Raw genomic sequence first — 26,695 nt, 5'->3', positions numbered from 1 at the left:
ACCAACCAACAGCTGGCAGTCGATCGATACGAAAATCGTCAACAGTGCGAGCGAGAATGAAGTAACGGATGTCCCCGATCGCTGTCGACAAGGCTGCCGCGTGCGCAGCTCGCTCAATCCGCACCTAATCAGCGCGAACGTCAGTCCCCGAGCGGATATTTGAACAAGCCTTCGAACGTCAAGAGATCACCTTCCTTTTGAGTTCCCGTGGAGAACCTCACTACGCAACGGCGCTGCCAGGCTGCTCGGCCGGCGCAGTCGTTCGGATGAGCGCCACACCGAGCTCGAAAACGCGTACCCTCCCATAAGTAGCTTAGCCCTCCGAACTCGGGTGCCACGGGGTCGATCGGACCATCGCAGGGGGAGATCAGGCTTCATCCCTCAGAAAGAGCTAATGCGACAAACCGAGTGACGTCTCCGGATTTCACGCGCATCAGCACGTGCCGCTTGTCTGATTGAGCCGCGTCGCGTACTTCTTGGCGCACGTCTGAAGGACTGTTCACGGCTTCGCCTGCAACTTCAAGGATCACATCACCTGAGCGGATACCAGCGGCCACCGCTGGGCCGTCGGGACTGACGTCGATCACCACCACGCCGCGGTCGCCGACGCCCGCGACACTGCTCGCCGGCACGAGGGTGAGTCCAAGGGGGGCTGCGCCTCCGCTCAACGGCCCCTTGAAACCCAGGCCTGCCTGCCGCTCGCTTGGCATCTCGCTGACCGTCAGGGAGATCTTCTTTTCGGCACCATTCCGCAAGATCCCGAGCTCAACCTTCGAGCCTGGACGACTCGCGGCAATCTTCTTCGCAAGGTCGCGAGAATTTTTGACGTCTTGACCGTTTACTGAAGTGATCACGTCACGCGCCTTGATACCGGCCTCCGCCGCTGGCCTGCCCTGCTGAGGTTGGACAATCAGCACCCCCCGCGCTTGCTTCATGCCCAGAGCGTCGGCCATATCGGGCGTGATCGATTGGATCCTGACACCGATCCACCCGCGGGTGACGAAGCCTGTGTCCTTGAGTTGCGCGACCACGGACTGGGCTGTGTCCGCTGGAATGGCAAAACCGATGCCGATAGATCCTCCGGTCGGTGAGTAGATCGCGGTCGTAACACCAATGACGCTCCCATTCGCGTCGAACGCCGGCCCGCCAGAATTGCCCTTGTTAATTGGCGCATCGATCTGGATGAAGTCGTCGTAGGGACCGGCCCCAATATCTCGGCCGCGAGCGGAAACGATGCCAGCCGTCACCGAGCCGCCCAGCCCAAAGGGGTTGCCGACCGCGATCACCCAATCGCCAATTCGCGGAGCGCCTTCGGCAAATGTAACGTACGGAAAGTTCTCGCGTCCTTCGACCTTGAGAAGGGCAATGTCTGTTTTCGCATCCGCCCCGACCACCTTGGCGCTATAGGTTTTCCCATCATCCGTGGCGACCTCTACCGATTTGGTGCCTTTGACCACGTGATTGTTCGTCACAGCGTATCCGTCGGCCGAGATAAAGAACCCCGACCCCTGCGCCCTCGAAAAGCGATGTCGCGGTATTCCTTCCGGGAAGCCATACTCGCGGAAGAAGCGCTCCAAAGGTGATCCCGGATCGAATGGAAACACTGCCTCCGGCCCAACCTTGTTTTCCACCTTGACGCGGACCGCGATCACGGCCGGCTTCACCCGTTCCACGATATCCGCGAAACCCGGGGGCCTTGTGCTTTCGGTCGCATAGGCGTGAGTCATCAGTCCTGGAAGGTTCAGCTGAGGTGAGGTGCCGGACCCACCAACCAGCAGGCCCAGTCCAATCAGGGCTGCCGCAAGGAGGCTCGATTGCCCGAGCGTTCCAATCCTACCCACCGCAAACCGATAAGCACGTGTTGGCATCATCGCTGGTTTCCTCCGGGTGTGCACAGTGTGCATTGAAGGTGTTCGACCGTCCCAAATGGAAATGGCGATCTATAGGTGTTGGGCCTAGCACTAAAGATCACGAACTCGGTACGATGGCAGACCGACTAACCTCGCAATCGGCACATTGGTGCGCGCTCGTCGCAGTTTCGCTACCAAGAATAGACCCAGTCGGGAAATTCTTGATGGTGTCGGCGCCGCGATCCACAGCTCGGGGGAAGGCTCCATATCCGCAGGAGCGCCGTGTGCTTAGTGCGATCAGGCTACCGGGTCGGCATGTCGGGGAAAGAAAAATGCATTGAGCCTCCGTACCAACAAGAGCAGCGCGGTCGCTTGCACGGCCTGACCCATGGGTGACGTTGAAACGAAAGAATTTTATCACCAAATAGGTGGCGTCGAAACAAATGGGATCAGTCAGTCCAACGAATAATGCTTGCTCTCGATCTGTTGCCTGGTACCGACCAATCGCGCCGTCCATCTTTGGCGCTGAGGAGCTTCGCATGACGACACTTGACCCTCGTGAGCCACGCGTTCCGCGTCCGTTACTTATCGCCCTCGTGATTGTTGCCGTCTTCGGCGTAGCAATTGGTCTCGGGGTCCAAGAATGGCGTTGGCGCGGCTTCACAGCGGTAAGTCAGTCACAGCTGGAACGCGCTAAGGAGGCCATTCGGGAGGACAATCAGTTTGCAATCAGCGTCTTCACTCAGCTGTCCGATAAGAACAATCCCGATGCGCAATATTGGCTCGGGTACATGACCGAGCTTGGATTGGAGACCCCCCGTGATCCGGGGAGGGCTATTGAGCTTTACAAGATGGCCGCCAATCAGAACGTCGTTGCTGCAGAGCTCAGGCTCGGGGAAATCTACCTTCACGGCAATCTCGTACCGCCTGATTTCTCGCAAGCAAAGATCTATCTGAAGGAAGCGGCCTACCACGGCGACCCGCGCGCTGCGATGCTGCTAGGTCGCACGTACCGCCTTGGTCTTGGTGTAGTTGCAGATCCGATAGAGGCATACGCGTGGTTGGAAGTCGCTGTGCTTGAGGGCAGCACTTTCGCAAAGAGCGATCGCGATGCGTTACTTCACGACCTGAGCGTAAAGGATCAAAAAGTCGCGATCGCTCGCGCAAAAGAGATTCTTGCGGAGATCAAGCGCGAAACGACTGTACCGGAGCAGCCAAATCTGCTGTCATGAGATCAAACATTCGAGTGGCTCCTGACAACTCTCCCTTCTCTCCACCGCGAATCGGCACAGACGGACGAACTATTCGTAGATCTGCACGCCGAGCCGGCCCTAGACGACCGGTTCGTGCCAGGCGCGCTTGATCGCGCACGAGCCCTCGAGGTCCAAGAAATGCGCTTGCCATGTCCAGCCTTATGGGCGGCGGCGGTCATGGCGTACGGTCCACGACGGGTGTCACGCGAGCTTCCACTGAGCCTCGCCACCGCTTTATTGCTGACTGTGAAGCGATCAGGCGCGCGAGCGCTCCCGCGCAAATTCTCGCCTCGTCTTCCTCTCTATCGTGAGCAAGCTCGATTGTTATCTTTGGGAAAGAGCGACGCGCATGTTCTGCCAGGAGACTCGCCAAGGGGGTGCCTGAATGCTTCGACACCCGTCACGCAATGTCGAGCGTGGACGTCATTGCATCAATTCTCTCCGGCTCGAAAACGAGTTCGTGCACAGTATGATTCCTGCGGGCAGACCATGAATGCGGCTTCCCATCTTCTCGCTCACGTCACGAGAGAACGGAAGCTATTGTCCGATGCCGTACCTAACCTTGATGTCTGTCGCAGCGGAGCGCCGGAACTCGTCGCACCAGTCATTTGTCGTGATCTAGATACCGATCTCAATTGCCGGTACAGAAGACGGAATTATTGGAGTCCTCAATGGACATCCAAGACGGCCTTAACGACGACATCGGTCAATTGCATCATCAAGGTCGCACTTAGGAAGTGACGTTCACCACTTTATCGGACGGTCGGAAGTAATCGAGGAAAGCAGCAAACGCGACTACGTACGCCGCCGTACTTTGTCGAGAAACCGCAGGGCGGAACGTATGTTGATAATGACGAATGGCAGGTGCGGCCTACTGATGTGTCGCAGTCATCTTTGAGTTCGTGACTGCGGAGGGACATTTGCGTGGACAGTCAACCTGATGGATTCCTTTGAAATCAACAAGATTCTCGGCGCAATCCTGGGTACTTCTACCTTCTTGCTCGCGGTCAATATCGGCACAGACGCGATCTTTGCGCCCGACGAGCCGGCAAAGCCCGGCTATGACATTGCGGTACAAGAGCCAACGACCCCCGAAGCCAAAGTCGAACAGCCCGCCGAGCCGGAGCCAATCGAACAACGTCTGGCGAAAGCAAACGTCGAGCGAGGCAAGAGCGCCGCGAAGAAATGTTCAGCGTGTCACACATTCGAAAGGGGCGGTCCGAACCGAGTCGGTCCTAATCTCTGGGGCATCGTCGGCCGGCGACGAGCCTCGGAGGATGGTTTCAACTACTCGACGGCGATGAAGGATAAGGGCGGAAAATGGACGTTTGAGGAGCTAGACAAATTTCTGACCGATCCGCGTGGGTATGTCCCCGGCACATCGATGACATTCGCTGGCATTTCGCGCGCGAGCGAGCGGGCCGACGTTGTCGATTACCTTCACACGCTGGCAGACAATCCGGTGTCACTCCCCAAAACGGCAGAGTCTCCGGCAAAAACTCAGAATAATGACAAAGATACAGCACCCAAGGCACACTGATTGAATGCGAGGCCGGGGGTGACGTCCCAGATGGTGCCTCGCTGCGCGACCCGGCTTCGGATTCCATGTCATAGTCGCTCGGACGCCGATGCGGCTACTGCTTGTAAGTATGCCTGCCCCTGTTCGTGGCGAGGGTGCAAAGCAATCACACACCAAGAAGCTCAAGACAATGTAGTTTGAGGGACGCCGGCGCTGCACCGCCTCGACCAGTGGACGGAAATCGCAGTCGCGGGAGCCGAGACCGATACGATCGGCTTCGGATACCCGGGAGATGCCGAAGCACCTCCTTCCTGCCGATTTTGTTCACAAGAGCTCTTGCGAGGCTCTCTGCCGACGAGAGGACTTGGCGGAGGCCCCGCTCTCACTTGTCGAAGCGCAGGAAGCTGTTGGAAAGGGCCAGACGGCCTCCGGCGGGTAGCGAAGACCTTGACAACCCGCCACGACGAGCTCGCCGGCAACTACCTCGCATTCGTTCGGCTTGCGTCCATCAGGCCGGGGCTTCGCGGTAATGACGCCCTAGTTGATCAAAAGCGGCGGGTCGTGCGGCTCCCCAGCGATGCTGACAGAGCCATCAACTGACACGAGAGCCGAGCGCGCCGAGATCGATGGGATGCGGGACGACGGATGCACGCGCCTTACCGCCGGCCCCAAGCAGGTCGATATATGCCCATAAGGGGTTCCCGATCAGGTTAGTAAGCCATTTACCGCGTGGCCTGGGTGACCCAGAGCCCCCGGATTTCCCAAAGCGGTGTCTTACTGATGTTGGCCCAGATCCCGCTGCCGAGCAGCAGCAGGGCTGCGGACGTAACCAGCACAAGTGTCGCGTACCTCATGCGTCCCTCCCTTCTTTTACTACGCCTATTGTTCAGCGGTGTGTTCGGTGTTCTTGCGCTGTCGGCCGCCGTGTCATTGCCGGGCCCCGCAGGAGCGCGAAGGCGGCTGTTCATTGGACGGCGTGTAGGTGCTTCCTGTGATCTCTCAAGCGATCGCTATGCGATGGCCTATCGTGCCGGCCCGGGACGAATGCTTCGAGATCGATCCGCTGACCAAGGTAACGTAGCGGTGATGCACCGATTTTGGCTCAACTCCAAGAAGTGCGAACATTTGAACAGTCGGCATCGCGAGGACACCGCCGTCGTAGGCGATCACTTCCTCGGCTCGAAATTTGATCCGGGCAGATGACGCCAAGAGGCGCCGCATTGCGAAGCGCGCGCCACGAGGGCGGCTGCCGTCTCACGCGATGCCGATCCGCTCCGCAACCAAGGGGCCCTTTGTGCGTGTATCGGATAAAGGGGACCGGGCCTCAAACGCAAATAGTATTTCCCACGGCATGGAGTTGTCGAACGTCTACCTTCAGGCTTGACTGTAACTCGACGTCAAATCGTGCAGCCGCCGACGCGCTCGTCGAGAGCTGGTTTTCCGCGGGGACCCTGTTGTTCGCGTTTTGCCTGATCGGATCCGAAACGGCGCCTGGAAACGAGAGTGACGGCTGCGGCGCGTCAGGATTTACCTGACCTTAGTGGGCGACACGGGGCTTGGCAGACTAATGTCAGGCTGGTCCGACAGCGGAATGCAATGTAAGGGACACCACGGCATTTTTTAGTCTTCGCTGGCGAAAAGATATGCGCACAACCGTGATCGCGGAATTGGGGAGCAGGCTCTCCTCCGCTTCAGGCCGGCCAAAGGAAGGAGTCTGGCTTTTCACGGCGCTCGTTCTCACGGCCGCCATTCCGGTCCTGCTTCTCGGGGGATGGATGGCCTATATCACCGCCGATCAGGAACGAAGCTACGCCCGCAAGGCCGCCACAGAAGCGCTGACCCAAGCGGCGCACCGGATTGAAGGCGAGATCTCCCGTGAATTGCAGGTGGCTGAGACGCTTGCAAGCTCGGCCGCGCTCGATCAGGGGAACCTGCGGGATTTCTATCTCGAGGCAACCCGGATCGTGGCCGCCCGCCCGCTGTGGGAAACCGCGGCGCTGACGAAGCCGGATCAGGAGCAGGTCCTGAACGTGCTGCGGCCGCTCGGCGCCCCGCTCGGACCGGTAACCGACGCCGAGAGCTTTAACGCCGTGCTGCGGACACGAAAGCCGGTGCTCGGCGGGCTCGGTCCGTACCAGGCCGCCATTGGCAAGCAACTCGTGTCCCTGCGTGTCCCCGTTATCAGGGATGGGGAACTCCGCTACGTCCTGACGATCGGCCTGTTGCCCGACCAGATCGGTACGATTCTAGGCCAGGCGGGACTGCCCGCCGGATGGGCTGGTACTGTCGTTGACGCCAAGGAGAAGATCGTTGCGCGCACGCCCGACACGAAAATCGCCAAGGCAGGCGCGACGACGCCGGCCGTACAGGAAGCCATGGCGCGCGGCGGCTCGAACTCGGCACGAACGCAGACGCGTGAAGGCATCGATGTTGAGACTGTCCACCGCATGCTCGCGGGCACCGATGGGTGGTCGGTCCACGTTGGCGTGCCGGTTTCGGAATTGAATGCGCCCGTATCCCGCTCGTTGCGGCTGTTGTTCGGCGGCACGGCGGCGAGCGTTGGCCTCGCCATCGCCCTCGGGCTGGTAATCGCCCGGGAAATTGCCCAGCGGCGGCGAATGGAGGCGCTTCAGTCGGCAGCGGCGTTGCTGGACAGTGAAAAGCGCGGGGCGCTTGCGATCGATGCGGCTGAACTCGGTACATGGCGCTGGGATCTATCCGCAAACGAATTCAGCGGCTGTGGCCGCTTCTGCGCGCTTCTGGGCCTGGCAGGCGCGCGATCGGGAGAAACCCGATGGTCGGCAGACCGGATTGTCGCGCTGGTCGAACCAACGCATCGCGCGGCGCTGGCCTCGTTTGCCACCAACTGCCTCGAGAGCGGCAGATCGAGCAGCGTCGAGTTTCCGATTCAGTCGGACGATCGCGGAGAGTATTGGTTGCGCGCGGCGGGGAGGGCCGAAGGGCCACCCAACCGCCGTCATGTGATTCACGGCGTGTTGGCCGACATCCATGTTCTCAAGCGCGCAGAAGCCGAACGGTCTCACTTGCTTCGGCGCCTGGCTTCGGCCCAGGAAGAGGAGCAGCGCCGGATTTCGCGGGAGCTGCACGACCAGATCGGGCAGACCGTGACCGGGCTGTCTCTTGGCCTGAAAGCGCTCGAGCAGGGATTGGCCAAAGGCGGCAACGGCGAGGCGGCGACCGAGCAGGTGCGATGGCTGGAACAGCTTGCCGCACAGATCGGCCGCGACATTCATCGCACGGCGTCGGACCTGCGGCCGACGGCCATCGATGACCTCGGCATCTTCAAGGCGATCGAAGCCTATGTTGCGGAATGGCAGGAGCGCTACGGCGTTCGTGTCGATATCCAGACCTTCGGGCGCGACAATTCGCTGCCACCCGACGCGGCGGCGGTGCTGTACCGGCTGGTTCAGGAGGGATTAACCAACGTGCTGAAGCACGCCAGCGCAAGCAAGGTGAGCATTGTGCTTGAGAAGAAACCGGAAGGGCTGGCGCTGGTTCTCGAAGACGACGGGATCGGTTTCGACCCTGAGAACGTCGGCCGGGTGGCGTCACGGGGCGGTCGGGCATCGGGATTGGGTCTCTCCGGCATGAAGGAGCGGGTTGCCCTTCTCGGCGGTACGATCGCCGTCGAATCTGCGCCAGGAAAGGGAAGTACGATTTTTGTTCAGATTCCGATGGAAGCGTCGGAGGCCGTCAGATGACGCCTGTTCGCATCGCGCTCGTTGACGACCATCCCGTCGTGCTCGCCGGCATCCGCGCGCTGCTGCAGGGCGTGCCCGAGGTCGAACTCGTTGGCGAAGCCAACACGGGAGCCACGGGCTTGAAGGCTATTTGCGATTCCTCGCCGGATATCGCGGTCATCGATCTTTCGCTGCCTGACATCAGCGGAATGGAGCTTGCCCGTCAGGTGAGCAGGCAATGCCCTGACGTGAAGATCATTGCGCTGACCGTTCATGAAGATCGGGCCTATGTGCATCCGGTGCTTGAAGCGGGCGCGAGGGGATATTTGTTGAAGCGATCGGCCGGGGACGAACTGCTCCGTGCCATCCGGGCCGTGAACCAGGGCGACCTCTATCTCGATCCCGCGATAGCCGAAAAGGCGGCGATGAACGCGCCCGAACCAGCCTTGTCGGAAGAGAGCGATGGTGGCGAACTCAGCCGGCGGGAAGAGGACGTGCTTAAGCTCGTGGCTCAGGGCTTCAGCAACAAGCAGATCGCAGGACAGCTTGAGGTGAGCGTCAAAAGCGTGGAGACCTACAAGGCGCGAGCGTCGGAAAAGAAGGGGCTTCATAGCCGAGCGGATATTGTCCGCTATGGCATCAAGCAGGGCTGGCTCGCCGCGCCAAACTGACATGGGGCGGGGGCAGGCAACTACACCTTGCGCTAACGCGAGCCCAAGCTGTGTCGAGCGGCTATGGGGATGTGGGCTACTTGGCGAGGCCGGAGCGCGGCACGCCCTGCAGATCGCTCATAGGCACACAGCTCTTCTTGCGGCGCTGATTCCGAGGTGCGCCCTGCACCTTCAGAACCTTGCCTGCCGAACAGGAGCCATCGTTGACATAGATCGTGGAGTACGGATCCATCATCAGTGGCTCGTAAGCATATAGTTTCTGGGCGAAAGATGGCTGTGCCATGAACAAGACCATCAGAAGCACCGCGAGGCCCGCCTGCCTCGCGCAGGACCACAGTGCCTGAGGTGCGTCCGCGGCCCGGGCCCGGCTTGCTTGCGCGCACTTCATCGATCCCTTCGAAGCCCGCGCGTCTCTGCCGTCGGGCGAGGGCCTCGCGATTTGCCGTGGATGACATCCGTCACCGGGATGAGATTGCGAGCGTATGCTTCCTTCAGCCTTCCAATCATTTCGACGTCTTCTTCCGATGCGTTCAAGCCAAAAACATCGTCCTTGCGGACCAGCAAGCCATTGGCACAAAGTCCCTCGAGCGCTTTTGCCGTTTCGGTTTCGCCGGCGTAGATGCGGGCCGCGACCTTCGACACGCTCCAGCGCTTCTCCGGATTCGACCAGATCAGGAGCAGCGCTTCAATCTGGGCTACCGAAGCGATATGCTTCAATATGAAGTCCCTGATGTCGCCGGGGACGTATTGCGTTGCCATGCCGTCGGTTGATGTTGTGGGTTCCAGACCAATCGCGGAGTGAATTCGCTTGCTGCGGAAATTTCTCACCCGGTGCGACACTCCGGCCTGCCATGGGCCGCGGCGGTCTCTCGCGGCCCGGCGGGCTGTTCTATTTCCAGCTTTGCTCGCGCCGCCTCCTTTTCATATTCGTCCACCAAGGCCTGAAGCTTTGTCGCAAATTTCGGATCGGCTGCGCCGATCGCCAGGCGCTTGAAGAAAAACGCCCGTTCGTACAGTTGCTTACTCCGGTACTGCTTGAGCGATTTGTCGTCCTTTTGGTCCACCGCGCGCCCCCTCGGAAGTTGCATGCTCTCACTCGACCAATCACCATCCTAGAGCCCAATCCCGCGCCGGCGCGTCAGGAAAAACCTGTCAACTGTTAATGCCGAACATGGCGCACCGAACATTACGCTGCACGAAGGCGCTCGAACCGTGCTGCTTATGAAGATGATCCGATTGCCCTTTGGTGCGCTGTATCACTGCGCGAGTCGTTGCTGCAGACCAGGCAGACGGCTCTCGATGTAAGCCGGCCGTTGACGCCTAGCCGTTCGTAGCGGTGCGGCGTTCTTTCCGAACATGGAACGCAGTAAGCCAAAGGTTGATTATTGACTGTGTTGCCATTGAACATTTTCAAGCCTCGATATTGAATTTGAATCTCCAGCTACTTTTCTCTCTCGTCAGCCCCACCAACAATCACCACCACAAGCACGAACGAGAGGGCGGCAGCGGAGATGAGAGCATTAAGCCTCAATACGGAGGCGGGGACCCCCAGCCCGTAGTGGATAAGCAGCACCGTTAACAACGCGGTCACGCCGGCACTTCCGATGAAGATGGTGAGCGCAACAGCCCGATCTACGATCCATAGTTGGCTAACTTGCTATCGCTCCTTGCTCGCGAGCATTTCGATCGTGACAAGGCCCGCCATGAGGGCCGCGCAGATCAGCGCCTGCTCGCGAAGCGCGGATCGAGAAAAGCCGAGACTGTAGTGTGCAAAGTGCGCCGTCGCGTACGCCACGATCGCCGCACTGCCCAAGGCAAGAACAGATATGACTACGAGATGGAAGAACTGCTTCACCTGTATTCACCTCGTGCTGTCGATATGCCCGAAGATGGTTTTGATGATACGGATTGGTCTATGGCAGATTCGATCGGCTGCTCGCGCAAAGGCACATTAAAACTGGTGCCTGGATCGAGAATGTCAGGAAAAGCCCGTCAGGCCGTGGCGGCAGACCTTTATGGCATTTGGGCGGCCAGCAGCCGGGCCAAGTCGTTATCGAGGGGGAGCGAACGAGGGAAGGGCGCTACTTAGCTTGCGTTAATGACCCAAGGCAAATTGGATTTGCGGCTAAATCGTCAGAAGCTTCTGAATGACTTCCATAGTAGTCATGCACAGCAACCCCGCGGCGTCCTGTAACCGCCGTGTACGGCTTCAAAGTACCAGCGACGCGCTGGACGCTCTCGGGAATTTCATCGCAATCGAGGTCAAATGCAGTTGTGGCAACAAATTCAGTAGCAGGGTAAAGTTAGAGACGTCCTTGAGACGGTGCCGGCGAGATTTTTGCAGTGATTGCATTTTCTGAAGCCTCGTTCAATTCTCGCTCAGCCTGAAGGTAAAACTCTTCGTCTCTATCTTTCGGCTCGCCTGCCTGCTGCCACAGTTCGTAAGCGCGCCTTGTGATCTTCATCTTCTGGGAATCTGCCACTGTGACCTCCTTCGAGCTGAGTCGGCACGACCAAAAGTATGGGTATTTCCCAAGTAGGCGCTCAACCACAGAGTTTCCGAGCAGGCGAAGTTTTACGGCTTGCACCTGAAACCAAAAATATCCTCTTCGACAACTGCCGTAGTTGCTATCAGCGGTGTAATTTCTCAGCACCGCAGACTGAATCTTTGTCGTCATGCCTTACTCGATGACTGTCACACATCATAACCACAGCGGATTGCGCATGGTAGTAAACACGAACAAAGAAGAGCTTAGAATTCGCCACAAATGGCATTGCGGGACATGTCAGGAATTTCCTTACACGAAGAGCAGCCCGCCTCCCAACCGGGACTGCTTAAACGTCGAACGGTCTGTCACGCATCAACACCGCTGGAAGCCTTACAGGGGCGCACACCCTTGTTTGTCGGGGATATCCTGACACAAGCGGAGGCCAAGGTCGGGTACAACACGGAACGATTCGATTGGTGGGATCTCGGGACAGGGCGATCGAATGGAAGAATGCGCGAGAAAGGCGTGGGTCGTAAGCATCGGCCGGCGCCAAAGAGGTGGTGTATTCTTTGAGTACTGCTTTTTCTACGTGGGGCATCCGACCAGGCAATCGGCAGTGGACGCAGTGCGCCGCAGTCTGAGTTCGCAAATCGATCTTCGGCGGGTGAAAGCAGAGCGGGAGTTGAGTTCATACGAAATCGCCAAGGAAGGCTTGCGATACCGGCAAGTGAAGTATGCTGCGAAAGGCTCCGCCCCGCCGTGAAGAAGCTTGGAGGATCGATTCCTCTCCTCCGGCCGGAGCGGCCATGGTTCGTCGTTTAGCCCCTTGTGCGACAGCCGTGGTCGCGTCTGGTCGCGGCTCGGTGCAAGCGCTTCTTTTGTGAACAGGAAAGCGGCGCTAAGGATAATCGCCGCGTTCTCACACCAACTTCTCACTGCGGCAGGCGATATCGTGATTGTGTCGGCTCTCGATCGTCTCACGCGGGGGGCGGCCCCCCTTCAAGATGCCGAGCGTCCTCGCCGAGATCACATCGCGTGGTGCAGCTAAATCCCTGGCGGAGCCGTGGGCGGACACCACGCACGAATTGGGCGAAGTGCTAGCCGCACTGGTCGGGTACATCGCTCAAAAGACACGAGAGGGCATTCTTAGGCGGACCGCCGCCGGCCGCGAGCGAGCCCGGCTGCGCGGTGTGAAGTTTGGCGCAGCCCAAGCTCTCGCCGGAGCAACAAAGTTAGGCGCTTCGCCGACGCCAATCCGGAGAGCACCTGAAGTCAATAGCGGCCTGTTTCAAGGTCAGCTCGACGATGATATCCAGGCTCAAGCCGAAAGCGTCTAGAAATGCCTCCTAGCGCGGTTTCCGGGTTAAGCCACGGGCAATGCCCGGACCTGGGCATTGCCGATGACCGGCCCATTGCGCCGTCACGGCGGCACGTCAGGGGCGGCTTGCCGCTCGTATCACCTTTGATGTGGCGACGGGACGGAACTGCCCCGGCAAGGATCACTCGGCGGAGTTCACGCGGATTTCGGATTGGACGAGCCTGCAACCCTTAGCTTCGGCGCAGCGGTCCATCGGAACAACAAGCATCTCCCTCAACCTGCGTTGCTTCTCTCCTTGGGAAAAAGCTGGCGCTAACTGGTCGGCTCTTCTCCGAATCTCACTTTCCAAAGCGGCTCGCTGGTCAGGAGTAAGTGCCTTCCCAGCCGTCATTAAAAGGAAACCAACTAGGTCATGCCGCTGTAAGTCCAAATCCAGAATGATGAGCCCGAAAGGACCATCGGGGATGCTCACCCGCTTGAAAATGCAATCATAGCTGTTCTGGCACAGCGAATATTGTTTCAAGTTCACATACCGCATGCTGCATTCCGGAGGCGTTTCCAAACGAACAACGCAGACCGCCAGATCCGGCGCATTTTTGTTGGGGATGGGAATGGCCGTCGGACCGCGCCCCCCGCCAAGGCCTGGAATGCCGTCCCAGGGTTCTCCGTTGGCCTTCGTGTGGTCGGCCGCCACGGTGATGCTGATGGGTTTCCCTTCACCGGCTAGGCAGTAGGCGGGGAACACCAAAATAAACAAAATGGCCCACAAGGACCGTCGGCTTATGCGCGAATGCCAACTAGCGACTCGGTAAGAGCGCCTGAACAAGCACAACTGGTGTATTTGCATATTGCGCATCCGACAGGTTTTTCCTGACCCGGGCTCGCGATTCATTGATGATCCCTTTGCGAGATCAACATATTCTCGCGTACGGATGCGTCAATGCCTGAGCGACAAGCTCTATGGCAGAGCGCCTGGGAGAGGTACTTGTGAATTAAGCGGGTTTTGATTCCGATCGCGTTTGTCCGGAAGGGTTTGGATACCGTATGTGGGAGACGACGATGGTTCGCCGCTTTCGACCAAAGGACATGCGCGGGCGCGCAACGGTTCAGGACAGTGGCAAGACGGTGACCGTTCCGCTTACCCCGCCAGCCCGAACATGATGACCGGAAAACTTCAGGCGGAGCTTACGCCAAAGGCCGTCGTCGTATTCTCAGCCAGCCTGCATGGTCATTCTCTGACGGCGAGATATACAGCGGAGTAAGGTCAAGCCCCATGCAGCTCAATCAATCAGCGGTCCAATTGCCGGGGGTCCCATTGGCCCTCGGCTCGGCCGTACTGTTTGGTGCTGCCGCGCCGTTATCTAAATTGCTGCTCGCCAGCATTGATCCTCAGATGCTCGCAGGCCTGCTCTACCTCGGAGCAGGCCTGGGCCTGGTCGCCGTGCACATCGCGCGCGCCGCGATTGGACTCTCGGCGCCTGAGGCCTCCTTAAGACGACACGACCTGCCCCGGCTCGCAGCCGTAGTTATCTCTGGGGGTATCCTTGGTCCAGTGTTTTTGATGCTTGGACTTGGCAAGACATCTGCCTCCTCCGGATCATTGATGCTAAATCTCGAGAGCCTTGCAACAATGGGAATTGCGTGGCTCGTCTTTCGCGAAAACGTCGACAGGCGTTTGTTGGTGGGCGCCTTGGCGATCGTCCTCGGCGCAATGGTCTTGTCGTGGGAAGGACAGGGCCTTTCGCTTGACGTAGGCGCGGCACTAATTGCTGCCGCTTGCCTGTGTTGGGGCATCGACAACAACCTGACCCGAAACCTGTCGTCGGCCGACCCGGTTACCATTGCAATGGTCAAAGGCTTGGTGGCCGGAGCGGCGAACATCGCCGGCGGATTTTGGCTTGGCGACGCCTTGCCTTCGGCCGGCGTCGCGACCATGGCTGCAGTTTTGGGATTCGTTGGGATCGGCGTGAGCCTTGTTCTTTTCGTGCTCGCCCTTCGTCATCTCGGCACCGCTCGTACCGGCGCCTACTTCTCGCTCGCTCCCTTTATCGGCGCACTGATCGCCTTGGGCTTGGGAGATCCATTTACGCTCAAGCTTGCCGTCGCCGCGCTGCTGATGGGGTTAGGTCTATGGCTGCACCTAACGGAAAGACACGAACACGAGCATGTTCACGACGCTCTGGCGCATGAACACCGGCATGTTCACGATGAGCATCACCAGCATCATCACGACGGGCCGTTTACTGATGAACCACATTCGCATTGGCACGATCACAAGCCGCTCCGACATAAGCACCCGCATTGTCCCGACCTGCATCATCGGCATCCGCACTAATTTACTCCGGGAGCAGGGCATTGGGAGCAGGGAATCAGCGACGTTATCCTCGGCCGCTTGGGCTAGGGTAAGCTTTGTCGTGTCTCCCTTGCGGAATGACGGTTACGGCAGCGGCGTGATCGCGATCTGGTTGAAGCGGGTCACGCTGTCGGCCTTGGTCCAGAGTGCCACTCCGCCTGGTTCGGCAAAGGTGCGGTCGGTCGCGCTGAACAGCGTCTTGCCGTCATAGGATACAGTGAACCGCTCACCCTCGGCGCGCAGGCCAAGACTGTGCCATTCGTTCGCCGTGACCGGCAAATCGACGCCTTTCAGCTGCTCGCGCCGGCCTTGGATGATGCGATAGAAGCGGACATTGTTCTCCAACGCGTTGGCGCGGACCACATAATAATTGTCCGCGTCCCGCAGCCGCACAGCGATGCCGGCGGCCTGATCGATCTTGCCGGCGACCGCCTTGAAGCGGAGCTCGACGGCGACATTGGCGGCCGAAAAACTTTGATGAATGGCGAGCGGAAAGCGGTAGTCGGTGCGATCCGTGTTGGTCTGCTCGATGGCGCGGCCCGTCGTCGCTGTCGGATCGGCGGTCACGGTCCATTCGCCCTCGGCACCCCGTCCGGTCCGTGCGAAGGTGAATCCTGAAGGCGGTGATCCCAGCGTCATGCGATCAATAGCAATCATCATGGCGGCTCCTGTTTGTGCGGACGCGAACAATCCCGCGTCCGCGAGGAAGCACGCGGCGAGAAATGCGCGAAGAACTGGTCTGAAGGGACAAGCCCGATGTCCGCTTTTGCCTTGGACTGTCATTTGCTGTCGCGCCACGCACGCTCGTACAAAGAAGACTTGCGTATTTCTTCGACGACCGTCCTAGAAATGCCGATGTCGGCGAGCAGCCGGTCATCAAGTTCGAGAAGTTCTCCGTACTGGTATCGTCGTCCCCACCACCGGGCTATTTCGACAAGCCACGTAAGAGGAACTTTCCAGGACCATCTAAGATCCGGGAAAATGGGTGAAGCTGCGCCGAGAGTGTTGGTTGAATTGCAGGTCGTGCTGCCGCAAGACATGTTTCACCTCCGTAATGGAGCGAAACAACGCTTGGCTGCGGGAGCTCATCGGGCGGTTGTCAATGGCCCGAGTGATTTCTCTATCATACCCACCCTTGGTGCTCAAGCGATTGTAAGCGAGCATCAACTCATGAAGTCGCCGTGCGGCTTGCCGCGCCTTATCATCTCCTGGCAATACGCATAGAGCGCGTCGTAGACGATCCACTCCGCCGCGTTTTGTGAGTGGTCATCCTTGAAGCCGAGATGCCGGAAGCCTTCGGCGACAGCTTCCAGGCCCGGTCCTTCCGGCTGATGGTACAACGTGTTGTCGGTGTCGGCGCCGTTAACAATCCGCCCCAGCAACACCAGAGCGGGGTCGCCGGTGAGTTTGTACTTCTTCAGGATGGCTTCGAACGAGCATTCCTTGCCGTGATGGCCAAGCTCGACGTCTTTGACGTCGTAGGGAATGGCATCGAGGCGCGTTGCCTCCATCATCACCTTCTCCGCAGGCACAAAGACGAACTCGGCGTCCTTATCGACGAACTTCTTGATGAGCCATGGGCAGGCGACGCGATCTACCTTGACCTTTTCGCGGGTGATCCATTTCATGCTGAGTCTCCTTTACGGTGCTTGTGTCCGCACGAACATCAGGTGTCCGAAAGGACGAGAATTCCGCTATGCGCGGGTGAGATCACGTACAATTGGTCCGGCGGCACCAGCACAGTCGTATGAGCGCCGGCGCCGGTAGTGGTCTGCATGCCTTGACCGGTGCGAGGATCGACGGTTTCGACAAGCCCAGGCTCCCCGATCGCGACGTGAACCAGGCCGGTCGCGGGGTTGAAGAACGTCACGTCCGGCGGGCCAGCGATCGGCCAGACGTTGGTGACCTCGCCCGAGCGGCTATCGACTTCGACCAGCGCGCCGTCGTCGCAGGCCGCGTAGAGGCGGCCGGCTGCATGGTCGATGTCGAGACCATGCGCGCCTCCCGAAGGCAGCCGCCATTGAGCGATCGGGCTCAAATCTGGCAGGCTCGTGACGAGAATCAACGAAGGTTCGCGAATGCAGAGGAACAGCCGTTCGGCCGCGGCATCGGTGACACACCAGCGCGGACGCCCCGGCAGATTCATTGTTTTCCCGCTGCCATCATTCAGATGGAACGCTTGCAGGGTCGGCGGGTGGCGCTCGTCCCCGATACAGGCGGCGATGCCGAGCGACAGCGATTTGACGATCGCCGCGCCATTCGGTCTCGGGCCGGTCTTGAGCACGGCCTTCGTTTGGAGCGTCGAGGCATCCAGCCAGGCAAGGGACGCTGAGCCGCGGTTGGTGACGAGGATTTCCCCATCGTCGGAAACGGCGCCGGCCGCGCCGGGAAAGCCCGGCAGTGTTGCAATGTGACGCCCGGCGTCGTGATCGATTACCTCGATCGTGCTGCGCGCGGTGTGCGCAATAAAGACGCGGCGGCTCTTGGCATCAAAGACGCCGTGATCGAACGCGCTGCCGGTCGCGTCCGGTATTTCGATCACTCTCACGGCTTTCAGCGACATGACAACCTCATGTCGCGACGCAGCGTTTGTCTGATAGCTGGCAGGGGTCCGTCCACGTGCAATCTCCTCCAAAATGCGGAGCGTTGCACAGGGCTTGGACGGCGGGCCGTCTGGCGGGGAGCCTGTGTTTCCCCGTATTCTCAAACCTAGCGGGGACAGTCGTCGGCCGCAAGGTTCCCCAGTCCTGGTACGTTCAATATTTCGGGCGGTGCGAATTCGCCCATTCGCGGGCGTGTTCGATCGGCAGGCGCGGCACGGCGGCGCGCACCTTTTGCGTCGCCGGCAGATTATCCATCCGTTCCCGCCAGCGGCAGAATGCCGGGAATTTCGGATACATCGACTGCCCCTCGGCGGTCAGGCTGAACGCAAAGGTGGCCGGCAGCAGATAGAAGTCCGCGATGGTGAGTTCCGGGCCGAGCAGGAAGTTTTCTCCATGCCCAAGCTGGCGTTCGGCGACCGCAAGCGCGTTCTCGACCTTGGGCAGCGCATGCGCAACGACCTCCTCGTCGGACGCAATGCCAAGTTCGGGGTAGACCAGGCGCTCGTGCGTCACGTGGTAGATCATATAGGGGTAGTAATAGGAATTGACCGCGCTGATCCACTGGTTCATGCGCGCCCGCGCGCGGGCATCCTTCGGCGTCAGGCGCGCACCGTCGAAGGCTTCATCGACATAGGTGGCGATCGCACTCGTTTCGTAGACCGTGAGATCGCCATGCTTGAAGATCGGGACGCGGTTGAATGGGTGCAGTGCCAGATGGTCAGGCTTGCCCATCACCGGCTCGAGGTCGTGGAAGCTGTAGGCCACGTCCTTGTGTGTCAAGATCAGGCGAATGATGTTGACGAAGGTGCTGCGCGGAAAACCGTAGACGATTGGATCGGACATCCGTTTTCTCCCCCTGTGATTTTGATGGTCAGCGCCAGAACGGTTTGTTGGCTTCGTCCAGCGCCTGCTCGCGCGTCAGGCCGAGGTCGTCGAGAAAGTGCTTGTCATCGGCAAGCTCCCGCAGCGCGAGGCGCTGCCGGCGGCGTTCGGCCCAGTCGAACCAGCGACCCCATCGAATGGCCGGGCTTGGTCCGGAATTTGATTGATGAACTCGGGCGGGTCGGTCACCCGCCTGACTGGTCGGGAATGAGAGGGGATCGGTAATGAAAGTTGACATCGACAAGTCCAAATCTCGTGAAATGCTGCATTGGAGCCGTCCAAATAGAGTGAGCGGGCCACTGCCCGCAAAGCATCCTTTCTCTTGCCTGACCTAATTTTTCTCATGAAGTCGTGCGATGCGCCCGCGCCTGCCATCACTGAACGCCCTGAAAGCCTTCGAAGCCGCGGCCCGGCATGAGAGTTTTACCCGCGCCGCGGAGGAGCTTTGCGTCACGCAGGGCGCGGTCAGCCATCAGGTCAAGGCGTTAGAGGCCGAGCTTGCCATCAAGCTGTTCAACCGGGAGCGCCAGCGTCTCATCATCACCGAGGCCGGCCGCGAGTATCTTGCAATCGTGCGCGATGCGCTGGATCGCATCGCGATCGGCACGGAGCGGCTGATCGAGCGGAAGAATGCCGGGGTCCTGACCGTAAGCACATCGCCGGATTTTGCCGCCAAATGGCTGGTGCATCGGCTCGGTCACTTTGCCGAGGCGCATTCCGGCATCGATCTGCGGGTGTCTGCGACGCTGCATCATGTCGACTTCGCGCGCGAGGAAGTCGACCTCGCGGTGCGGCACGGCGACGGCAACTGGCCGGGCTTCGATACGGTAAGGTTGAGTCCGGAAAAGCTGTTCGCCGTATGCAGTCCAACGCTGCTTTCCGGCCGCCGCCGCCTGAGCAAGCCCGCCGACATCCTCAAATTTCCGCTGATCCATATGGACAGCCGGGCCGACTGGAAGAACTGGTTGCAGGAGGCAGGCATCGACGATGCGGTCGTCACGCATGGCCCGGTGCTGAACCGCGCCAGCATGGTGATCGACGCCGCCATCAACGGACAAGGCATTGCGCTTGCGCGCACGACGCTGGCGGCGTGGGATCTCATCAATGGCCGGCTGGTACGGCCATTTCCGCATTCGCTGCCGCTCTCCCGGACGTACTGGATCATCTGCCCGAAGGCGACCGCGGCGCTGCCAAAAATCGTGACCTTTCGCGACTGGTTGCTGAGAGAGGCCGCAAGCGATCTGCGCCAGCTTCAGAAGAAAGGGCGGGCGGCCCGCTCGGCATAGTGATGTCGCGCGGGCTTCCTGCAGCCGAGAGTTCCCATTGTAACAAACAGATACGCACGGCCTTGTGATTTCCGCTGCGGCCGATTTCTTGCGCAAGCAGCGCGCTCCGCGGTAGAAAAGCCGTGGGGATACGCAGGCTCCCCAATAGACGGTGATCGTCCAAGCTCTGCGCAGCACTCGCTTGTCGAGGAGATTGCGCATGGACGAACGAACCCCACCCACTTCGGTCGCGACGGCGAGCTTCGATACAGAACTTGCTTCTGCGTCACCATCCGGTCAACTCAGCCACCAACCCGCAACCGCCGATGCCGACTCGACCGTCGTCTACTACGGCGATGCCGAAAGCGTTCGCGCAGGGTTCACGCTGGCGCTGAGCCTGATGCAGGCGAGCAGCAACCTGCTCCTGTCGGACATCGCGCCGCTTGCCGGCCGTCTCACGCAGGAGGACAATTAGATGCGCATCCTCAAATATCTCGCCGCGTCGCTCGTCGCACTTTCACTCAGCACGGCAGCAAGGTCGCAGGACATCGACTGGCAGAAGGTCGATGACGCCATGGGCAGAAAAGCGGCGGTGTCCGGCGACGTGCACCGCTACGGATTCCCGCGCAGTGACCTGTCGGTCACGCTGGACGGGGTGACGATCAAGCCCGCGCTCGCGCTCGGCGGCTGGGTCGCGTTCAAGCCGGCCCATGGCGGGGTGATGGCAATGGGAGATCTCGTCTTGCTGGAGACCGAGATCAATCCGGTCATGCTGAAGCTGATCGAAGGCGGGTTGGAGATCACGGCCGTGCATAATCATCTGCTGCGCGCCAGCCCGGCGACCTACTACATGCATGTCGGCGGCCACGGCGATGCTGTGAAGATGGCAACGGTGATCAGCGAAGCACTGGCGGTCAGCAAGACCCCGCTGACCGCAGCCGTCGGCGGCGCCCCGCCTCCGATCGATCTCGATACGGCGCAGCTCGATCAGATCATCGGAATCAAGGGGCAGAACAATGGCGGCGTCTACCAGTTTGCAGTGCCGCGCCGCGATCCGATCAGTGAGGGCGGCATGCAGCTTGTCCCTGTCGGTCCCATGGGAGTCGCGCAGGCGATCGGTTTTCAGCCGACGGGCGGCGGCAAGGCAGCGATAACAGGCGATTTCGTCCTCACCGGTAACGAGGTCAATCCGGTGATCAGGGCGCTGCGCAGCAACGGGATCGAGGTGACCGCGCTGCACAGCCACATGCTCGACGAGCAGCCACGCCTGTTCTTCTGCCATTTCTGGGCAAACGACGATGCCCTAAAGCTGGCGAAAGGCCTGCGTGCGGCGCTCGACAAGAGCGCAGTTGCGTTGCATTGACGAAAAAACGACCATTCACGTGGGATAGTAAAGCGATGCAACGATCTCTTCGCTGCCTGTGGGCGCTCCTTGTCACCCTGATGGCATTGATCCCCTTACCTTTCGCGCGGGCGGAGGGTGCGGCGAGCGAGAGCAAGACCATTGTCTTCGTCTGCCGGCACGGCGTCGTGAACAGCCAGATGGCGGCGGCCTATTTCAACAAGGTAGCGAAAGAGCGCGGGCTTCCCTTTACGGCCGTTTCGCGAGGCATCGACACGTACCGGTCGATTCCGGTTCGTATCCAGGATGGCCTCGCACTCGACGGCCTTGAACCGGCGAATGCGCCAGGTGCCTTGACCGCGGACGAAGCCGGCCGCGCAAGCCGGGTGCTGGCGTTCGATACGATCCCGGCCGAGCGAAAGGGCGATGCAAACGTCACCTACTGGTCCGGCATAGCCCTCGGTATCGACAACTATGAAGCCGCGCGGGACGAGATTGCCTGGCGTGTCGGCGAACTCATTCCGACGCTTGCCAAGGAGACAGCCAAGTGAGGTTGATTGTGCGAATCGCTGCAACTCCTTCGATGCTGGGCGGCTTTCTTGCTGCTGGGCGGTCGGCTTCAGCCACCGAACTGCAAGGTTTGCGCCGAGCAGCGCAAAGCATCATGAATAACTATGCGGGCCCCGCCTGCTCGACCGAATATCAATGTGCATGAAATCCTGCAGGGCAAAGCAGTGAGCGGAATTGCAGAACGCGACGATCAATTACGCCAAAAGAGGTGAACTGTGACTGATCTTCCAGCAAGCAAGACCGCCGCGCCGGACTTTGCGCAACTGCTGCCCCGGACCAACGTCTTGAGGAAGACGCACGGGTCCTGATGCAAGTCACCGATTTGACCAAAATGTATGGCGATCAGACTGCGCTCGCCGACGTATCTTTCTCCGTATCCGCCGGCGAAATTCTCGGCCTCATCGGGCCAAATGGAGCCGGAAAGACGACCCTGCTGGAGGCGATTGCCGGTCTTCTGCCGGCTGACCGCGGCCGCATTGTTTGGCGCGGAACGGTCCTGCCATTGGGGCAACGCCGAGAGTTCATCTTCTATCTGCCGGACGGACTTCGGCCCTGGGAGGACCAATACGTCGCGCGAGTGCTTGCGTTATTCGCGGGCGTCTACAGGCGTCCGGAAAGCCAGGTGGCAGGGACGGTGCGCGCCGTTGGACTGTCGCCGGTGCTGGAAAAACCCGTCTTCGCGTTGTCGAAAGGGTTTGGCCGCCGCCTGATGCTTGCGCTCGCGCTCCTCACGCCTCATCCGATGATTGTCATGGATGAGCCGTTCGATGGCTTCGACCTCAGACAGACCCGCGAGATTATGAATCTGCTCCGCCGCGTGGCGGCCACGGGTCGCACGCTTGTTCTCGCGATCCATCAACTCGTCGATGCCGAACGCGTCTGCGACCGCTTTGTGCTGCTCGCCGATGGCCGCGTCCGCGGCATCGGCACGCTCGACGAGCTTCGCGCGCACACAGAGCGGCCGTCGGCAGGACTGGAGGAGGTGTTTCTTGCACTCACCTGACACAGCGACGATCCGGTGGGCTCCCTTTCATCCCTTGGTCAACAAGGAGATGTGGGAAGTGTTGAGCGGTCGGGCGCTATGGACGATGCTGCTCATCCTTTGCCCGTTGGTCGGCTACAGCTTCGTTCAGGCCGTTTCGCTCTACAGCGAGGCCAGCTCGGCTGCGCGCGAATCAGCGGCGCTTGCAAGCGGGCTGTCGCCACTCGATGGCATTCTAGTGCCGACGTTCGGGGCTTTCTACGTCGCCGTCACGCTGCTGTTTCCTTTTGTTGCCATCCGCGTCCTTGGTCGCGAAAAGGAATCGGGTGCGCTGCGCTTGCTGGTTCAGTTGCCCTATCGGGCATCGACATTGATCGCCAGCAAGATCGTGGCTGTGGCATCAGCGTGGGCGGTCGCGACGATTCCTGTGATTTCCGCGCTCGTAGTTTGGGCAGTGCTCGATGGCCATCTCTATGCTGCGGAAACCATCAATTTGCTGTTGGGCCACCTGTTATATGGTCTGCTCATCGGCGCCATTGCGTTGTTCGCCGCATCCATCTCCGAGAGCTCGGCGACTGCGGCCATTATTACGCTTGCATTCACGATCGGCTCGTGGGTCCTGGATTTCGCCCTGGCTGGCCAGCCCGGTCTCCTCGAATGGATTTCCCGGCTGTCACTGACCCAGACGCTCCGTCCGTTCGAGCAAGGACTGCTTTCGGCAGGCCTTGTGTTTGGCATTGCGGGTACGATCGGCGGGTTTGCCGGGCTTGCCACCATCTGGCTGCATCCCGGTGTGGCGCTCCTGGCGAAGCTCGTTCGATCGCTTTTCTGCGTAGCGGTAGCGGGCGGCATAGTCGTTCTCGCGACGCAGGTCAGGACTTCGTTCGATCTCACCGAAGACCGGCGCAACTCGTTTCCTGCCGCCGACGAAAGCGCGTTGGCGACGTTGCGCGAGCCGCTCGTCATCACTGTTCGCTTGGCTCCCGAAGATCCGCGCTATGCCGATCTGCGGCGAAACGTTATCGCCAAACTCGAGCGCACGCTTGCGAACGTCAGCGTCAGGCTTGCCGCGAGCGGGCAAAGCGTCATCGGCAGCGCCAGCGAGGAGGCTTACGGAGAAGTCGAATATTCGTACGCAGGCCGCTCGGCCACCAGTCGATCAACCAGCCATCGCGAAGTCCTGCCGCTGCTCTACGAACTGGCTGGCATGCCTGTTCCGGCCCCTATCCCTGGCCAGGACTACCCTGGCTACCCGCTGGTCGCGAACGGGCAGACGGCGCTGCCGTGGTTCTTCGGCGTGCTTCCGCTCCTGATCGGCATTTTCTGGTGGTGGAGCTGCCGTACTCCGCGCGTCCTGCAGCTCTTCAACGACGGAGGTCAATCATGAAAATCAGCAAGGCCATGAAAGCGATCGCGGTTGCGAGTCTTGTCCTGGCGGTGTTGCTGCCACATGCGGATGCCGAGCAACCGAAAAAGATCGACTTTTCGGATGAAACGGTTGGCGCCGACCCGAAATCGTTCCTGGGCGTCGTCGGCGTCTGGCGGATCGAGGCGGAGGACAACAACAAGGTCCTGGTCGTCGATGGACGGCAATGGAAGGAGGGTCAGGCGTCGGCCGGCCTCGCGGACAAGGCAAGGGCGCTCTACGGGGACCGCTATGCCGAGTTCCTCGACCGCGTGCAGGCCTTTGCGTATTTTCCGTACGCGGTTGCCAACGACGTGTCGGACTTTCGCAATGGAGAGATTACCATTCGCTTCAAAGGGGTTTCCGGCCGCATCGACCAGGCTGCCGGCATCCTGTTCAATCTAAAACCGAATGGCGACTATTTGACGGTACGGGCCAACCCGCTCGAAAACAATCTCGTGCTTTGGAAATTCGAAAAGGGCAAGCGATCCTCGGTGAAATGGATTCGAAACACGCCGACACCGAGCCGCCAATGGCATGAACTCAAGGTTCGCATCGCCGGCAGCAAGGTTGAAGGCTATCTCAACGGCAAACGCTACCTGGAGCACGAGCTGCCCGGGCCTGTCTCGGGACGCATCGGGCTGTGGTCCAAGGCGGACAGCTACATGTACATCGACGATTTCGTGGTGGCACCGACCGATTGACCGCAGATCCGCAAAGCGGACAGCCGGCCTTTTCATCTCGGAACGGATGGCGACAGTGTGAAATCTCTTCGAAACGCCAGCGGAGTGGTGCTCGGAGGTGCCGCGGCGATTTTGGTCGCGATTATGTCACCCGGCCAAACGAAGTCGTAGTGCGTATCGGAGGAGAACCTAACGCGCCCCGCCAGCAGGCAACGTGGGCATGGTCGAAAAGTCCTTGGGGAGTTCGCCGGTGAGCGATTTCAAGAACGCCACGATTCCGTTAACTTCCTGGTCGGCGAGCGTCCTGCCGAGTTGCACCCTCGCCATCACGCGTACGGCTTCCGGAAGCGTGGCGACCGATCCATCATGGAAATACGGTGGCGTCATCGCGACGTTCCGCAGCCCGGGCACTTTGAACACGTACAGGTCCGCGTCGTCCTTCGTCACGTCGAAACGGCCCTTGTCGATGTCCTTGCTTCCGGTCGCAAGCCAGTAATCCATTTGCGCGCCGAATTTCTGGAAGATCGCGCCGCCGACACCGGCACCGTTGTGGCACGCGGCACACCCGACATCGACGAAGGTGCGCAGCCCCAAACGCGCCTGCGACGTCAACGCCAAGATGTTGCCGTCCAGGTACGCATCGAACGGTCCGGGTGTCGCGAGCGTCCGTTCATAGGCGCCGATCGCCAGACTGAGGTTGGTCGGAGTGATCGGGTCGTCGTCGTCGGGGAACGCGCGTCGGAACATCGCGAGATAGCCGCCGATCGATTTGATCTGCGCAATCCACGCGACGTGATCCGTATGTCCAGTGCTGAGCGCGCCGATCGCCGCTGTGATGGCTTGATCTTCGACGTCCTTGCGGTCGCCCCGCCAATTCGCAGCGAAGTCGCCGGCGATGTTCAATGCCGACGGCGCGTTGCGGGCGTGACGTCGGCCGCGCACGCCGATCGATTTTGTGAGCGCATCCGAGCCGTAGAGCGCGGGATTGTGGCAGCTGGAACAACTCACATTCTGATCGACCGACCAGCGCGGATCGAAGAACAACATTTTGCCGAGCACAACTCGTTCGGGCGCAAGCGGGCGCTCCGAGTCAGCAAAGTCGTGCGGCAGTTTCTTGAAGAGCGAACGAGCTTCCTGCAGCAGGGCCCGGTCGAGGTCTTGCGCCATCAAGGAAGCGGAGGTGAGCACGGCAATCGCGCATGCCGCGACCACGCCTGGCATCCAGAACTGCATGCCGACCTCCTGTTTGCGCCGCTCCTACGACTTCTTTCCGAGGATGATGAGCGGCTTGTCCTTGTTGCTTCGACTGTGAACCACTAAGACCTTTGCCGTAGCGTTCGTGCTCTCGTTTCGCGCCGTATGAAAGACGTCGCCGGGGATCACGCCAGTGTCGCCGATGTTGATGGTCTTGAGTTCCTGTCCGTTAACCTCGACCGTCAATGTGCCTTCGATTCCGAACAGGAGTTCTTGTGCGCCCGGATGTGCATGCCAAGGCGCAGCCGCGCCCGGCGGAAATTCAACGACCGTGACCACGGTCTCCTGAACCTTCTGGCCCTGGCCTTCCAGATCACTGCGCAAGATCTGGTTGGCCTTCGGTCCTCCTGTCGGCGTCTGCGGCCATGCCGCAGGCGCCACGGCGGAGGCGGTAAGAGCGGCACCGGCGATCTGCAGGAAGCGGCGGCGGACCTGCTGCATGGCGATCTCCTCGAGCGCAGTCTGTTCACGCGTACCACCGGACCTTATGGCTGTCCGTTTAAGGCAGTTTTATCGCCAGAACCCGGTGCGGCTGCCCACGCACACGAACGGGTG

The 26,695-nt window shown here is 60.1% G+C and carries 28 protein-coding genes; 12 read left to right on the top strand and 16 right to left on the bottom strand.

Features of this window, described 5'->3' with window-relative positions:
• Window positions 1–374: 374 nt before the first annotated feature.
• A complete protein-coding gene (locus V1279_RS31885; RefSeq protein ID WP_334444289.1) occupies window positions 375–1,871 on the bottom strand; it encodes a Do family serine endopeptidase in 1,497 nt (498 codons plus the stop codon).
• 518 nt (window positions 1,872–2,389) lie between these two features.
• Between V1279_RS31885 and V1279_RS31880 the strand changes: the two genes are divergently transcribed.
• Both V1279_RS31880 and V1279_RS31875 read left to right on the top strand, forming a co-directional pair.
• Entirely contained in the window at window positions 2,390–3,082 is a 693-nt protein-coding gene (locus V1279_RS31880; protein ID WP_334444287.1) for a tetratricopeptide repeat protein, read from the top strand.
• 961 nt (window positions 3,083–4,043) lie between these two features.
• The gene (locus V1279_RS31875; RefSeq protein ID WP_334444285.1) at window positions 4,044–4,643 is read left to right on the top strand and encodes a c-type cytochrome; all 600 of its coding nucleotides are present in this window, start codon (window positions 4,044–4,046) and stop codon (window positions 4,641–4,643) included.
• Between the two features lie 701 nt (window positions 4,644–5,344).
• Here the strand turns inward: V1279_RS31875 and V1279_RS31870 are convergent.
• Entirely contained in the window at window positions 5,345–5,476 is a 132-nt protein-coding gene (locus tag V1279_RS31870; RefSeq protein WP_334444282.1) for a hypothetical protein, read from the bottom strand.
• A 789-nt stretch (window positions 5,477–6,265) separates the two neighbouring features.
• On the opposite strand from V1279_RS31870, the gene V1279_RS31865 reads away from it, so the two are divergent.
• Together V1279_RS31865 and V1279_RS31860 are read left to right on the top strand one after the other, a co-directional pair.
• A complete protein-coding gene (locus tag V1279_RS31865) occupies window positions 6,266–8,344 on the top strand; it encodes a sensor histidine kinase (protein ID WP_334444279.1) in 2,079 nt (692 codons plus the stop codon).
• Window positions 8,341–8,994, top strand: coding sequence for a response regulator transcription factor (locus V1279_RS31860; protein ID WP_334444276.1), 654 nt, complete (start codon window positions 8,341–8,343; stop codon window positions 8,992–8,994). Before V1279_RS31865 ends, V1279_RS31860 begins: the two co-directional genes overlap by 4 nt.
• A 76-nt stretch (window positions 8,995–9,070) precedes the next feature.
• Here the strand turns inward: V1279_RS31860 and V1279_RS31855 are convergent, their stop codons facing one another.
• From V1279_RS31855 to V1279_RS31830, 6 genes are all read right to left on the bottom strand, one after another.
• Complete coding sequence (locus tag V1279_RS31855; RefSeq protein ID WP_334444273.1) at window positions 9,071–9,289, bottom strand: DUF6719 family protein; 219 nt, start codon at window positions 9,287–9,289, stop codon at window positions 9,071–9,073.
• A gap of 89 nt (window positions 9,290–9,378) precedes the next feature.
• Window positions 9,379–9,753, bottom strand: coding sequence for a hypothetical protein (locus tag V1279_RS31850; RefSeq protein WP_334444270.1), 375 nt, complete (start codon window positions 9,751–9,753; stop codon window positions 9,379–9,381).
• Window positions 9,754–9,818: 65 nt separating this feature from the next.
• On the bottom strand, window positions 9,819–10,082 hold the full coding sequence (locus tag V1279_RS31845) for a hypothetical protein (RefSeq protein WP_334444267.1): 264 nt from the start codon (window positions 10,080–10,082) through the stop codon (window positions 9,819–9,821).
• A gap of 569 nt (window positions 10,083–10,651) precedes the next feature.
• Window positions 10,652–10,849, bottom strand: a complete 198-nt coding sequence (locus V1279_RS31840; RefSeq protein ID WP_334444264.1) for a hypothetical protein — start codon at window positions 10,847–10,849, stop codon at window positions 10,652–10,654.
• A gap of 448 nt (window positions 10,850–11,297) precedes the next feature.
• Window positions 11,298–11,672: a DUF2934 domain-containing protein gene (locus V1279_RS31835; RefSeq protein WP_334444261.1), complete on the bottom strand. Its 375-nt coding sequence runs from the start codon at window positions 11,670–11,672 to the stop codon at window positions 11,298–11,300.
• Between the two features lie 1,310 nt (window positions 11,673–12,982).
• A complete protein-coding gene (locus V1279_RS31830; RefSeq protein WP_334444258.1) occupies window positions 12,983–13,570 on the bottom strand; it encodes a hypothetical protein in 588 nt (195 codons plus the stop codon).
• Between the two features lie 504 nt (window positions 13,571–14,074).
• Between V1279_RS31830 and V1279_RS31825 the strand changes: the two genes are divergently transcribed.
• Window positions 14,075–15,136, top strand: a complete 1,062-nt coding sequence (locus tag V1279_RS31825; protein WP_334444255.1) for a DMT family transporter — start codon at window positions 14,075–14,077, stop codon at window positions 15,134–15,136.
• A 102-nt stretch (window positions 15,137–15,238) separates the two neighbouring features.
• Here V1279_RS31825 and V1279_RS31820 read toward each other — a convergent pair whose 3' ends face one another.
• The 6 genes from V1279_RS31820 to V1279_RS31795 all read right to left on the bottom strand — a co-directional run bounded on the left by V1279_RS31820 (window position 15,239) and on the right by V1279_RS31795 (window position 18,877).
• Window positions 15,239–15,814 (bottom strand): hypothetical protein, encoded by a 576-nt coding sequence (locus V1279_RS31820; RefSeq protein WP_334444252.1) that lies wholly within the window; start codon window positions 15,812–15,814, stop codon window positions 15,239–15,241.
• A gap of 119 nt (window positions 15,815–15,933) precedes the next feature.
• A complete protein-coding gene (locus V1279_RS31815; protein ID WP_334444249.1) occupies window positions 15,934–16,194 on the bottom strand; it encodes a DUF1127 domain-containing protein in 261 nt (86 codons plus the stop codon).
• A gap of 123 nt (window positions 16,195–16,317) precedes the next feature.
• Window positions 16,318–16,782 (bottom strand): chromate resistance protein ChrB domain-containing protein, encoded by a 465-nt coding sequence (locus V1279_RS31810; protein WP_334444246.1) that lies wholly within the window; start codon window positions 16,780–16,782, stop codon window positions 16,318–16,320.
• A 38-nt stretch (window positions 16,783–16,820) separates the two neighbouring features.
• The gene (locus V1279_RS31805; protein ID WP_334444244.1) at window positions 16,821–17,717 is read right to left on the bottom strand and encodes a hypothetical protein; all 897 of its coding nucleotides are present in this window, start codon (window positions 17,715–17,717) and stop codon (window positions 16,821–16,823) included.
• A gap of 193 nt (window positions 17,718–17,910) precedes the next feature.
• Window positions 17,911–18,600 (bottom strand): glutathione S-transferase family protein, encoded by a 690-nt coding sequence (locus tag V1279_RS31800; RefSeq protein ID WP_334444241.1) that lies wholly within the window; start codon window positions 18,598–18,600, stop codon window positions 17,911–17,913.
• 28 nt (window positions 18,601–18,628) lie between these two features.
• Complete coding sequence (locus V1279_RS31795; protein WP_334444239.1) at window positions 18,629–18,877, bottom strand: DUF1127 domain-containing protein; 249 nt, start codon at window positions 18,875–18,877, stop codon at window positions 18,629–18,631.
• 118 nt (window positions 18,878–18,995) lie between these two features.
• Between V1279_RS31795 and V1279_RS31790 the strand changes: the two genes are divergently transcribed.
• From V1279_RS31790 to V1279_RS31760, 7 genes are all read left to right on the top strand, one after another.
• Complete coding sequence (locus V1279_RS31790; protein ID WP_334444237.1) at window positions 18,996–19,925, top strand: transcriptional regulator GcvA; 930 nt, start codon at window positions 18,996–18,998, stop codon at window positions 19,923–19,925.
• A 199-nt stretch (window positions 19,926–20,124) separates the two neighbouring features.
• Window positions 20,125–20,379, top strand: a complete 255-nt coding sequence (locus V1279_RS31785; RefSeq protein ID WP_334444235.1) for a hypothetical protein — start codon at window positions 20,125–20,127, stop codon at window positions 20,377–20,379.
• Entirely contained in the window at window positions 20,380–21,267 is an 888-nt protein-coding gene (locus V1279_RS31780) for a DUF1259 domain-containing protein (protein ID WP_334444233.1), read from the top strand.
• Between the two features lie 35 nt (window positions 21,268–21,302).
• A complete protein-coding gene (locus V1279_RS31775) occupies window positions 21,303–21,797 on the top strand; it encodes a hypothetical protein (protein ID WP_334444230.1) in 495 nt (164 codons plus the stop codon).
• A gap of 326 nt (window positions 21,798–22,123) precedes the next feature.
• Window positions 22,124–22,819 (top strand): ABC transporter ATP-binding protein, encoded by a 696-nt coding sequence (locus V1279_RS31770; RefSeq protein ID WP_334444228.1) that lies wholly within the window; start codon window positions 22,124–22,126, stop codon window positions 22,817–22,819.
• Window positions 22,806–24,185: an ABC transporter permease subunit gene (locus V1279_RS31765; protein ID WP_334446650.1), complete on the top strand. Its 1,380-nt coding sequence runs from the start codon at window positions 22,806–22,808 to the stop codon at window positions 24,183–24,185. Before V1279_RS31770 ends, V1279_RS31765 begins: the two co-directional genes overlap by 14 nt.
• Window positions 24,182–24,907, top strand: a complete 726-nt coding sequence (locus tag V1279_RS31760) for a hypothetical protein (protein WP_334444226.1) — start codon at window positions 24,182–24,184, stop codon at window positions 24,905–24,907. Before V1279_RS31765 ends, V1279_RS31760 begins: the two co-directional genes overlap by 4 nt.
• A 168-nt stretch (window positions 24,908–25,075) precedes the next feature.
• Here V1279_RS31760 and V1279_RS31755 read toward each other — a convergent pair whose 3' ends face one another.
• Together V1279_RS31755 and V1279_RS31750 are read right to left on the bottom strand one after the other, a co-directional pair.
• Window positions 25,076–26,053: a cytochrome-c peroxidase gene (locus V1279_RS31755; protein WP_334444225.1), complete on the bottom strand. Its 978-nt coding sequence runs from the start codon at window positions 26,051–26,053 to the stop codon at window positions 25,076–25,078.
• Window positions 26,054–26,143: 90 nt separating this feature from the next.
• Window positions 26,144–26,581, bottom strand: coding sequence for a cupin domain-containing protein (locus V1279_RS31750; RefSeq protein ID WP_334444223.1), 438 nt, complete (start codon window positions 26,579–26,581; stop codon window positions 26,144–26,146).
• Window positions 26,582–26,695 lie beyond the last annotated feature (114 nt).

This window comes from Bradyrhizobium sp. AZCC 1610, assembly GCF_036924515.1.
Taxonomy (GTDB): Bacteria; Pseudomonadota; Alphaproteobacteria; order Rhizobiales; family Xanthobacteraceae; genus Bradyrhizobium.
This window is presented reverse-complemented; position numbering and strand designations above follow the sequence as displayed.